We start from the raw sequence: 12,735 nt of genomic DNA, 5'->3' as shown, positions 1-12,735 counted from the left end.
ATCCCGCTTTTGCTTTTATCACTTTCTAGGAAAACATAGGGACGGTTATACAAATAGAAGTTGGTTTTTCTCCCCGATATTCCTTCTATCATGCCATTCCTTTAAATGAACATATACCTCATCACCGATGGAGAACTTTGTGAAAACATCCTGATGGACCACCCACTGCTCCCCTTCCACCATAACCGTGTAGTGAATCTCTTTTCCTTGATATTGGACATTCGTGATTATTCCTTTTACACCATCAGCATGATATGAAATTTCTAGTTGCTCCGGACGAGCGGGAAATAGGTTTTTCTCCCTTAATTCTTCTGTGACCGCCGTTCCATCCCATTTAATAGAATGCTGATCAAAAGGAGAAAAGGTTGTCCCTTCCCATTTTCCTTTTATTACGTTCGCTTTCCCAACAAAGGAGGCAACAAATGGTGTGGTTGGTGAGCTATAAATTTCCTTGGGAGTCCCTACCTGTTCAATCTTCCCCTTATTCATGACCACGATTGTATCTGCCATCGCCAGTGCTTCCGTTTGGTCATGTGTCACATACACAATCGAAGCCTTTGTCACATGGTGTAGTTGCTGAATCTCCTTACGCATTCCCATTCGCAATTCAGCATCCAAGCTACTAAGGGGTTCGTCCATTAACAATAAGCCTGGTTTGGGAGCGATCGCACGTGCTAAGGCCACTCGTTGTTTTTGCCCTCCTGATAGTTCACTTGGCATTCTTTCACCTAGATGATCCATATCTACCATTTTTAACACTTCGTCCACTCTTTGATGAATGCTGGATTTATGGTCTTCATTTAAAAATTGATGATGTTTTAAAGGAAAGCGAATATGATCCCTTACATTCATATGCGGCCACAAAGCAAAGGATTGAAACACCATTCCGATATTACGCTTTTCAGGTGGTAAGAAGGAGGTTTCATTTGCGACTAGTTTGTTATTCACCAACACTTCTCCTGACGATGGTGAATCAAAACCAGCTAATATTCGAAGTAACGTTGTTTTCCCACAGCCTGATGGACCAAGAATCGCAACAAATTCACCCTCTTTTATTTCCAAGTTGATTTGCTGCAATGCTTGAAAGGAACCAAAGCGTTTTTCTACATTTTTAATCTGAGTGCTCATGACGCAGTACCCTCCTATCCCATAATTTTTGTAAAATAGCTACCAAAGTAAAGGCTAATAAAATCAATAAAACAACAATACTTGAGAATGCCGTTGAATACGTTGAATACCCAGCTTGTTCAAAATTAAAAATCACAAGCCCAATTGTCTCCGTTCCACTAGACCATAGAAGAGAGGAAACCGTTAGTTCCGTTAATGCAGTTAAAAAGACGAGTAACGCACCACTAATGACTCCAGGCAAAATCAATGGCATCAAAATTTGCTTCCACTTATAAAATCCGTTAGAACCACTCACTCGAGCAGCTTCCTCCATCGAAGGGTCAACCTGCATAAATGCTGTAATGCTTCCCCTGACCTGTAAAATTAAAAAACGTGTCACATAAGCAATGAATAGAATCGTAATGGTCCCGTATATTCCAGGATTCCAGCCTGGAATGGGTTCGATCCAAGCAAATATCATCGCTAATGCTAAAACTGTGCCTGGTAATGCATAAGGAATTCCAATAATCATCTCTAAGCCTTTTGTCATCAAAGAAGGCATTTTTGTTCGAACATAAGCAATGGCAGTCCCTATCACTAAACAAATAACCGTGGTGACCATTGCCAAATTCGCACTATTTTTTAAAGAGGTGATTGCCTTTTGATTTTCAAGCAACACAAATTGATAGTTTTTTAAGCTTATATTTTCAGGTGCAAACGGCAACCCATACGCTTTAATCAGCGAGGCTGATAGCATGGACAGTAGTGGAACCAGGGTGGTTACTAGTAAAAAGCTCCATAAAAGCAGTTCAATGGTAAGACGGGTTCTTTTCGAAAAGAGAAATCTTGGTTCTTTATCCTCAACCGCTGTTTCCATATGTTTAGACTTCTTTAATAGCAACCACTGAATAGCAGTACCTGATAGTGCAATGACCCCTAAAATCACCGATAAAGTGGCCGCCCTTTCAAAGGAATTCGGTCCTAGCCCTACGATTTGCTCATAGATATAGGTACTGAGCACTCGGATATTCCCTGGGATCCCAAGAAACGCAGGAATGCCAAAATTATCAAGGCTTGAAATAAAGGCCAGAAACCCACCACTTGCAATTCCTGGTAACGCAAGTGGAAGCGTGATTTTTTTGAAAGACTGCCACTTGCTTGATCCTGAAACCCTTGCCGCATACTCAAGATCACGGGGGATTTTTCGAAGGACACTCACCGTTAATAAGTAGACAAGTGGATAATGGGATAATCCCATGACCAGGATGATTCCTTGTAAACTATACATGTTCAAGGGCTCAATGGATCCCAGAAGCATGCTTACTAGATGAGCGAAAAATCCATCCTTGCTCATGAACTGAGTCCATGCTAATGTCGTGATGTAGGATGGAATAATAAAGGGCAAAAAGATGAAAGTTTGGAGCAGTTGTTTGTACCTAATATTGGTGTACGCCACAACCCAAGCCATGATAACTCCTAAGATAATCGCGATAATAGACGAACCACCAACCACATATAACGTATGTTCAATCGTTTTCCATGTAGAACGATCCTGAAGAACGGAATTATAATTTCCTAGTGTGAAGCCTCCTTCTGAAGAAAAGCTTAGAAAAACGAGTCTACATATAGGTACCACAAAAAAAATCACTACAAATAATACACCAATGAAAAACCACCATTTATGTTGGTTTTGAACTCGACTGACCACATTTTGCAGCATTCAGTATTTCTCTCCTTAGATGATGATGACCTTATGAAAAAAGGCTAGCTCAACGTAAGAATTTGAGTAGCCTTTTAAATAGGAAGCTCTTATTGTCCAAAAATGGTTTCAAATTCCTTTTTATCATCTTCTCTTGCTTGATATAATTCACTAATGTCCGCATCCATCACTTTCATTTCGTCAATCGTTTGTAAACCTTCTGGAGCTTCCACACCTTTGCGGATAGGTGTATAGCCAATTTCCGCTGCCAACTCTTGCCCTTCTTCTGATAAAACAAAATCAACAAACGCCTTTGCTGCTGCTTCGTTTTCAGCATCCTTCATAATCCCGATTGGCTCAGTAATCACTGGTACCCCTTCTTTTGGGTAGATCAGTTCAACGGGAGATCCTTCCGCTTTAGCTCGTGCCACAATAAAGTCAACAACCATTCCATATGATTTTTCCCCATTGGCAACCGCTTGAAGAACCGCTCCATTCCCTTTTGTTACCGTCATTTCATTTTCTTTTAAACTCTTAAAATAATCCCAGCCGAATGCGTCATTTCGTATAAATACACCTAAATTATAAGCAGCAGCACCTGAATAAAAGGGACTTGGCATGATAGCTTCCCCTTTAGAACTCTCATCTGTCAGTACATCCCATGAGTCTGGCATTTCCTTTACATTTGCTGTGTTTGCTACTAAGGCTGTAGCCATCACCTTTGTACCAGCATACATGCCATCAGGATCCACTAGTTTAGAAGGAATTTCACTAAGCTCCTCGGATTTATATTCAAGTAATAAATCTTCTTCCTTCAAATCCTCAAACGTGACAGAATCCGCTACTAGTAATACATCTGCTTGAACGTCTCCCGCTTTCTGCTCCGCTTTAATTTTGCTAATGACCTCTTCTGTCCCTGATCGATATGTTTGTACCTTTACATCCGGATATTTCTCTGTGAATGCATCAACTAATTTCTGAGCATCCTCATCAGGTTGTGACGTGTAAAAAGATAAATCCCCTTCAATTTCAGTTGCACTTCCACTATTGGTACTACTTTCCTCACTACCGCAGCCAGCAAGCGCAAATGATACAAGACCTAGTAGTAATCCACCTTTTACTTTATTCATGTTTCCTCTCCTCCTTAATTTTGATTGGAAATGTTGATTTGATGATTCGTATGTAATTTTTGCAAGTCTCTTTATGAACGCAGCCTTTTAGAACAATAGAATACTTAACTACTGCTCGTCCGAATACTCAGATTGTATAACCAGCCCCCTCTTCGACACTATAATTGTAAGTGTAATAGATCGATATTAAGCGACATTAGAGGCACGACTAATATTTTGTAAATTTCTTGTATAGGGAATCAGTCAATTTTTGCTTTCTCTATCAGATTATAGTGATGTTATTTTCTAGAATTGGTGGTTTTAAGGAGGTTTTCGGGAGGAACAGATGTAAACTTTTTGTTACAAATTTACAATTTCTTATTAAATAGTAAAGTCATTATCTATAGTGGATGAACTTGGCTTATACTACCATCTAGGTGTTGTACCAGATAAACTAGCACTCTTCTTATTACTGAAAAACAGAAAGTGCCCAGTTACTATGAATGGTCTAGATAATAAAAGAAGATGACTCAAAAGGTCGTTAAAAAACGATCATTTGAGTCACCCTCTTGAAACAACTGTAAATTAGTTTGCTACAGCCTTCATAAACATGTCAATATCATCCGTTGTATTCGTAATGCTTCCTACACCAAAGTTTTCTACCAAGAAGTTTGTTACATTCGGTGAAAGGAAAGCTGGTAATGTAGGACCAACATGAATGTTCTTCACACCTAGATGGAGAAGTGATAGGAATACAATGACTGCCTTTTGCTCATACCATGCGATATTATAAGACAATGGAAGGTCATTAATACTTTCCAAGCCAAAGGCATCCTTTAGTTTTAATGCGGTCAAGACAAGTGAATATGAATCATTACATTGACCAGCATCAAGTACTCTTGGAATCCCATTAATATCACCCAAATCAAGCTTATTGTATCTATATTTCGCACAACCAGCTGTTAGTATGATGGTATCGTTAGAAAGCTCTTCAGCAAACTCTTTATAATACGTTCTACTTTTATGGCGTCCATCACAGCCAGCCATAACAAAGAATCGTTTAATATCTCCATTCTTCACAGCGTCGACTACTTGATCAGCCACTTGAGCGACTTGATTATGGGCAAATCCTCCAATAATTTCACCCGTCTCAATTTCAATCGGAGATTCACATTGTTTTGCATGCTCAATCATCACTGAGAAGTCTTTTGTTCCATCCTCTTTCTCCGCGATATAAGTCACACCTTCTACTCCTGTTGCCCCAGTCGTATACATTCTATCTTTGTACGAAGCTTTTGGTGGGACAATACAGTTTGTTGTCATGAGAATCGGACCGTTAAAGCTTTCAAATTCTCGTGTTTGTTCCCACCAAGCATTTCCGTAGTTACCTACAAAGTGATCATATTTCTTAAATGCTGGGTAATAATTGGCAACGAGCATTTCACTATGTGTATACACATCCACACCAGTGCCCTCAGTTTGCTTTAATAATTGTTCAATATCTTTCAGGTCATGTCCGCTTATTAAAATTCCTGGGTTTTTACCCACACCGATGTTTACTTTTGTTACCTCTGGATGTCCATAAGTGGATGTATTTGCAGTATCTAATAATTCCATCCCATGAACCCCATACTTTCCAACTTCCATAGAAAGGGCAATCAATTCGTCCAATGTTAATGTATCATCTGTTATCTGCGACAATGTCTTTTGCATAAAAGCATAAAGAGAGTCTTTTTTATAGCCTAAATGTGCGGCATGCTGAAGGTAGGCAGCCAATCCTTTTAGACCATATGTAATTAATTCCCTTAACGAGCGGATATCTTCATCTGTTGTTGCAAGAATGCTTACCTCTTGTGAAGCAGCTTTGTTTTCAAATTCAAGACTAGTCTCACCATACCAGGTAACAAAATCGCTTGTATTAGCTAATTTTGAGCCAGCCTTTTCAATCGACGACTTGATCTCTTCACGAATGTTCAGACCTTCTCGAACCTTATTATAAAAATCATTCTTATCCCAGTTGGCATTTGTAATCGTCATAAAAAGACCATTTACAATAAACTCATCTACTTTACTATTCTTCAACCCTAGTTCTCTAGCTTCAGTATGAACAATCCCCAGACCCTTTACCACATAAACCAATAAATCTTGCATATTCGCTAAATCATCTTTTTTCCCACAAATCCCGGCAATCGTACAACCTGTTCCATTTGCTGTTTCTTGACATTGATAACAAAACATACTCATTTTTCTTCCCCCTACCCTTTAATCATTAGGTGACCTTACATTTTTCATTCAATAATGAATTCACTTTACCAACTATCGGTAAAAGTAGGTGTGATATAGCTCACTTTTAAGACATAGTTCACTTAATTGACTAAATTAGAAGGGAGGAAATCAAAAATAACTTGATTTTCTAAGGGTTATATAAAGTTAGGGGATGTTCTTTTATAATAGACTTAAAACAAGGTCACTCGAAAAAAAGTTATTATCTTCAAGATTGAAACTCTTTTAAAACTTACAGCAGTTAGATATATAAGAAAAAAATAAAAAAACTAGGGAGTATCCCCCCCTAGTGTCCATCCCTGATTAACCAATCTTCCCATCGATGTCGGAGGTATCAACGTTATCTCCGAACCATTCTCTTAATTTCTCTTTTGCTTTATTCTTAATATCTTCATCTATATATATAGCCACTTGGAACAAGGCAACTCCTAGAGCGCCTAAATCATCTGTAAACCCTACTCCTGGCGTTATATCTGGAATTAAATCTAATGGAAGAATAAAGTATCCTAATGCACCAATGATGATGGTCTTTGCCTTTACAGGTACCTCTGGTTTTTGAAGAGTAAAGTATAATAGTAAGACTGCATATACAACGGAGGAACCTGCTTTTTTTGCAAAATTCTTTAATTTATCCCATAAGTTTTCATCTGAAAAGTGTTTCCCAGAGTCTTCTAATTCTTCTGTGTTATTCATCGTTATTCCCCTTTATTAGATATTATCAAATGTTCAAAGCATTCGTTTACTATTTCTACCTTATAAATCCGTATATTTCTTACTCGATCCAAAAGACTTATTAACCGGGTACTTTTGTCTGTTTTTATGGATTTTTTCTTTAATGGCCTGTTCTAAATTTATTTCTAGCTCATTAGATATTAATAATGCATAGATTACCACATCTGCTATTTCATCGGTAATATTATCAATATTGTCGTCTATGGCTTCTTTATTTGTTTTCCATTGAAAGTTTTCCAATAATTCACTTGCTTCCAAGGAAAGGGATATAGCTAGATCCTTTGGATTATGGAATTGCTGCCAATTTCTTTCGTCTCGGAAGTCTACAATCTCCTCAATTAAAGGATCAAAGATGGATGATTCAAAATCGAATCCTACATCCTTTAATTCTTGGTAAATTTGTTGAGCTTCTTCATATTGGGAAGATGGGACTATCAATGAAATAAAAATGGTTGGGTTCCCTTTCATCTCTTCATTGTCGTGCAATTTGGTTTGCCAATTAATTTTAGGATATTTATCTTTTAGTTCTGCTATGATTTTATCTAATTTTTTTCTATCTTCCATTTCAAATGAGTCCAAATATTCCAAGGTCAACGCTCCTTACTTACTAGCCCAATATGATATATTCAAATTTTTTAAAAAAACGCATCGATTTAATGATAATTACTATTATCCTCTGCGACCATCATATTCCCATAATTTTTCGTACGATTTTGATAAAGTTTTAATAAATGTGCTCTTAGCTTTGAATTACTTGCAAATATATATAGACCCTTTATTCCCCTCTTCAATAACACATTTATCGAATTTATAATGATTTTTTCCTTAACAGATTCAGGATCAACAAATTCATCTTTACCTCTGAAAGCCTCTGTATCCCTATAATGTTCTGTAATAATCTTCAATTCATTTTTTTCCTCATCATACGAAACCGATGGTCCTAAAATAACACCCACATAATTTAAATCGAAACCTTGAATCGTATAGATAGAACCAACTTCCCTGATTGTATCTTCTCTTTCAGCCCAGGTGGTATCTCCTTCAGTAGTGTTCCAAGGCAATTTAAATTGATCTTCTTCTATATAGTAAGTCTCACCATCTTTTTTATGAACATAATCGAATGTTGAGACCATTCTTGCTAGGCCAAATTTCTTATTCTTCTCACGTATTTCTTTATACATCTTAGCTGCTGAATCAAAAATTTGAAAATCAAACTCTTCTTTTTCAGGAATAGGAGTAATCTTTTTTTCGATCAAATGATCGATCCAACGAATCATATGATTACTAGCACGCATGCGAAATTGATTTTTTAATATAAATTCTTCCGAATGTTGACTATCTACAAGACGTAGAAGCTTATTTTTATCCCAATAGCTTTTCATTTTTAACACTTGCTTATCATCAAATACCAAGATGACAATTTTGCTATGTTTCATAATCTCTTCTAGATGGTTATTCTCTTTGAAATTATTAAAGCTGTCTGATCTGGTTAATAATAAATGCGCTTCATCTACAAATACAATATCAGCTTTTTCGTTAGCTTTTTTTCGTTTATTTATGAAAGGAGTCGGTTTGTCAAAATTATTCTTTCTAAGTGCTTTTACTTTCCCCGCAATTTTTTGATACGTTTTTAACATCTCCGAATGATTGACTAATAAAAAGTTATTACTGTTATGAAGAGCGGAAGATTTCTCCTTTGCTAACTCTTGAATCCGATTAAAGACGGCGCTTAATACCACACTCTTACCCGTACCTGCTTCACCTTTAACAAGGAAAACAAATGGTTCTTCGTCCTTGATATGTTTTTCACAAACCTCAATAATCTTTTCCTTCAACTCTATTTGTTCAGCCGAAAGCTCTTTGAACGGAGATAATTTAAAAATATCTTTATTTTCTATGACTTCTCTTGAGTGAGTAACATAGTCCTTTTCCTTTAACTGGTCCCATAATTCATTAAATAACTTTTCATTATAAAACGACTTATCATAATAATTGTGGCTGACACTATCAGCTGTCTGACTCTTATTTTGAAGTTTATAGCGTTCATCTGCCAGAAAATAATTAATAAGCTTCGTTTCAATATTATAGGTTGCTGACCGATTGAACTTTTCATGAACAATCAATGTCATTTGATCCAATGATTTTCTTTCCAAATTATTCAAATGATTTTTCATACGATTTCTTACAGCTACTGACTCTCCAATGTAAACCATCGTGTGATTGTTTAAAAAATATACGACTGGATAATCGGAATAAGGTTTACCCTGTAAAGAGTCTATTGAAGTATGAGTAAATGGCATGGATATGATTTCTAATGTATTCATTAGGAAATTACCTTTCATATTACCTTTTAATTAAATTATCGATATGAATATTTTACCATATTACATTAATAGCATTTACATTTATATTCTTTAACAAATTTAAAATTAATATATGAAGATTAAAGATGACTCGTGTGATAGTCAACATGGTAGAAAGACCTTTTCCTTCGAGGATATAAAAAAATGAACCCAACTACTTCTCTTTTGAAGTACCCGGAAACGAAATAACAACATGGTTTATTTTCAACATTAAAAATGTGTACTTAAGGTCATATAAATTAATTAGACGAATATATAGAAATAACCTTATTACCATCGTATGACTTCATATAGAAAACATACAACTGTGATTGTATATCCCTATATTTATACAAAAAAGCGTAGATTAACATGAAATGACAAGTTCTAACCAAATAAAAAAAAGAATACTAAAGGAGGTAATGCAGGTGAGAGCAGCTATTTATTCAACCTATGGTCCCCCTGAAGTAATAGAGGTAAAGGATGTCGAACAGCCTTACATTAAGGATGATGATAGATTGCTGATTAGTGTACACAGCGCGTCTGTGAATGCTTTAGACTATTTGTACCGAAAGGGCTATTTACCTACAAGGTTAGATAATGGACTAAAAAAACCTAAAAATTTCATACTGGGTATAGATGTTGCGGGTACGGTTGAGGCAGTCGGTAAAAACGTACATAGATTTAAAGTGGGTGAACATGTTTTTGGGAGTTGTTTCGGGTCCCATTCTGAATATGTCTCTTCGCGTGAGATATACCTAAGTCATAAGCCTAAAAACGTAACTTTTGAAGAAGCCGCAGCTATACCATGTGCTGGTCAAACTGCGCTACAAGCATTACGTGATGTAGCACAGGTAAAAAAAGGACAAAAAGTCTTAATATATGGTGCGTCAGGTGGTGTAGGGCACTTTGCAGTTCAACTTGCACTATACTTTGGGGCTGAGGTGACTGCTGTTTGTAGTACCCCCAATCTCGATTGGGTTAAGGAACTTGGGGCGCATTACGTTCTTGATTATACGAAGGAAAATTTCGCGGATAATGGAAAAAAGTACGATGTTATTCTGGATGCAGTTGGGAAGCGGACATTTTTCAGTTGTATACGCTCTTTAACCGAAAATGGTGTTTATATTACTGAACATCTATTTTACCCTAAATATCACCCGGTTCAATTAATGATAAGTTCATTCATTGGTGGAAAGAAAGCAAAAATTCACTTTGCAAAACCAAACAATAGAGATCTAGATTTCTTATGCAATCTTGTGGAGGAAGAAAAACTAAGACCCGTTATTGAGAAGTGCTTTCCTTTGGAACAGATTGTAGAGGCTCACCAGCACATTGAAAGTGGTCGTACAAAGGGGAAGATTGTTCTTAAAATCAAGGAATAAATATATAACTGTTTATAAATAATATTTTAGGAACTTCCTATAACACTTATGTGTAATGGTTACATAAAAACGAAACCTGCCCTCCCAGTGTGATAGTGCTTACTACGCTGGGGGAGGCAGGCATTAGAATTAAATAATATATGTAGACATCTATTCCTAGAATTAATATCAATAATGGCGATTTGTTATTGATGTTTGTATATTATCATTATTAATCCAACCGTCCACCAAAACCTGCTATTACATCTTCTCCATTAAGATTAGGAATAGATTTTGACATTGCCTCACTGATCAATCCTAGTAATGATTTAGCACGTTTAATAAAAAATTCATCAAAATTATCACTTCTCAAATCATTTACGTCAATTTTATGAGTTTTAATATGATGATCTAGATTAGTACGTGCTACATGATTACTTTTTTCAATCTTCATTAAATAATCAGTAGGTGCATTCCCACCTATGATTCGGTTTGTTCTCGCAAATAATGGCGTTTTATTTACGATTGAGTTCCATTTGGTTTTGTTAAATTGCTTCGCTTCACAATAAGCTCGGGGGAATATATGATGGATATCTGTATTTTCATCTAAGTAAACAGTAAAATCCATAGCGCTTCCACTAATAAAATCTAGACATCCCTCTTTTAAAATTAATGCCATAACACCCTTATATGCGGCACTTAACCTGGTTTGTAGAGATAATAACCTTGTAGGTTGGAAATAGGCTCTTTGTACTGTATCAGGTTCATTTCCACCATTAATCCAATCTATCATTCCGCCTACATCATTAGCATACCTTGTTTCATTAGCACCACCATACATTTCACCGAATACTCCGCACCAATACCAAGTTGAGATCTTCTCTTTAATGATGCTATCTTGTGTTCTTGTTTTTAATATGGAGAATATAACCGCCAACGGCATTAACTGTGTACTATAAGGCAAGTCTCTTGCAGAAAATATTCGTTGTTCTTTTAAAAAGCTGGCTGCTTGAATAAAACCCTCAGTTAGAACATCCGCATAGAGCTGATACTCAGATAAAGATAGTTTTAATACATCTTTTTTCTTACAGCTAATGGCTTCTCCACCATTTATTTTAACGTAATATCGATGCAGTAATGTTATTGCAGTCAAAAAGTCCGTTGACGACACTACTGATAATATAGCTTCTTTTTGATTCGAGACTGATAAGGCCGACTTTTCTATTAATTTCTTATATCGTTTCTCCCAGTCTTTTCTTAATTCAAAATTATCTGCAGCAAAGGTTGCTGTTATTAGCTCGAACACAGTTAAGGAGACTCCACCAGTATTCACATTTTCAAATACTTGGCAAACTGCTTCCTTAGGGGTTTCTTTGCTCAAAGTGATAACCGGAACTTTATAACTTTGAATAGGTACCAAAATATCTGCAAAAAATTGCGCATACTTTGCTAAAATAACAGGATCGTAATTGTAGTATTTTTGATATTCATTCATCCACATTTGAGCTTCAATAGGATCATACACAATATTTAGAGGGAACATATTGTTTTTGCATTCATTTTCTCTAGTACTTAAATCAAGCTCAATGTCTCTTCCGAAATTTGAACGTACAAACTTATCCTCAGGTACTGAGATAATTGCATCGACACGATCAGTTGTACTATTTAAGCAACGTTCAATGTCCAAATAATAAAATCGTTTTATTTCTTTATTTTTATCTGTTCTCGTCAAGACCGCCTGTCTAGAGAACAATGCATTAAAGATAGATGTCATTCTTTGTTGTCCATCAAGAACTAATACTTCAGGATTATGTATAGCAGTTGCACCAGTAAAAGGACGATATTTAAAACGAACATTTCCGCCTTCACTATATTCCAAGAACATTAATGCTCCAACTGGGTATGAATTTGTGATACTCGCTATTAGAGCTTTAATTCGATTATCATCCCATACCCAACCTCGTTGGAAATCAGGTAATTGAATTATACCTTTTTCTATAGAACGTAATATTTCAGAAACTGGTGTATCATTGGATTTAAACGTGCTCCCCATGATAATCCCTCCTCTATAAATTTTATATTATCAAACTTCATAGTGT

The 12,735-nt window shown here is 36.1% G+C and carries 9 protein-coding genes; 1 reads left to right on the top strand and 8 read right to left on the bottom strand.

Features of this window, described 5'->3' with window-relative positions; translation table 11 throughout:
• Positions 1-45 precede the first annotated feature (45 nt).
• From BKO01S_RS07085 to BKO01S_RS07055, 7 genes are all read right to left on the bottom strand, one after another.
• A complete protein-coding gene (locus tag BKO01S_RS07085) occupies positions 46-1,128 on the bottom strand; it encodes an ABC transporter ATP-binding protein (RefSeq protein ID WP_066050935.1) in 1,083 nt (360 codons plus the stop codon).
• Complete coding sequence (locus BKO01S_RS07080) at positions 1,112-2,827, bottom strand: ABC transporter permease (RefSeq protein ID WP_066050932.1); 1,716 nt, start codon at positions 2,825-2,827, stop codon at positions 1,112-1,114. The genes BKO01S_RS07085 and BKO01S_RS07080 overlap by 17 nt, the downstream gene beginning before the upstream one ends.
• Positions 2,828-2,916: 89 nt before the next feature.
• Entirely contained in the window at positions 2,917-3,936 is a 1,020-nt protein-coding gene (locus tag BKO01S_RS07075) for an ABC transporter substrate-binding protein (protein ID WP_066050930.1), read from the bottom strand.
• A 564-nt stretch (positions 3,937-4,500) separates the two neighbouring features.
• Positions 4,501-6,153: a hydroxylamine reductase gene (gene hcp, locus BKO01S_RS07070; protein ID WP_198158781.1), complete on the bottom strand. Its 1,653-nt coding sequence runs from the start codon at positions 6,151-6,153 to the stop codon at positions 4,501-4,503.
• Between the two features lie 348 nt (positions 6,154-6,501).
• Entirely contained in the window at positions 6,502-6,891 is a 390-nt protein-coding gene (locus BKO01S_RS07065; protein WP_066050924.1) for a YkvA family protein, read from the bottom strand.
• A gap of 60 nt (positions 6,892-6,951) precedes the next feature.
• Positions 6,952-7,284, bottom strand: coding sequence for a nucleotide pyrophosphohydrolase (locus BKO01S_RS07060; RefSeq protein ID WP_066051314.1), 333 nt, complete (start codon positions 7,282-7,284; stop codon positions 6,952-6,954).
• A 299-nt stretch (positions 7,285-7,583) separates the two neighbouring features.
• Positions 7,584-9,254, bottom strand: a complete 1,671-nt coding sequence (locus BKO01S_RS07055) for a DUF2075 domain-containing protein (RefSeq protein WP_066050920.1) — start codon at positions 9,252-9,254, stop codon at positions 7,584-7,586.
• A 446-nt stretch (positions 9,255-9,700) separates the two neighbouring features.
• Here BKO01S_RS07055 and BKO01S_RS07050 point away from each other — a divergent pair, with 446 nt between their 5' ends.
• A complete protein-coding gene (locus tag BKO01S_RS07050; protein WP_066050915.1) occupies positions 9,701-10,657 on the top strand; it encodes an NAD(P)-dependent alcohol dehydrogenase in 957 nt (318 codons plus the stop codon).
• A gap of 211 nt (positions 10,658-10,868) precedes the next feature.
• Here the strand turns inward: BKO01S_RS07050 and BKO01S_RS07045 are convergent, their stop codons facing one another.
• Entirely contained in the window at positions 10,869-12,689 is a 1,821-nt protein-coding gene (locus BKO01S_RS07045) for a GmrSD restriction endonuclease domain-containing protein (protein WP_066050913.1), read from the bottom strand.
• Between the last annotated feature and the right edge of the window lie 46 nt (positions 12,690-12,735).

Origin of the sequence: Robertmurraya korlensis NBRC 107688, from assembly GCF_001591645.1 — a bacterium.
GTDB lineage: Bacteria > Bacillota > Bacilli > Bacillales > Cytobacillaceae > Robertmurraya_A.
This window is presented reverse-complemented; position numbering and strand designations above follow the sequence as displayed.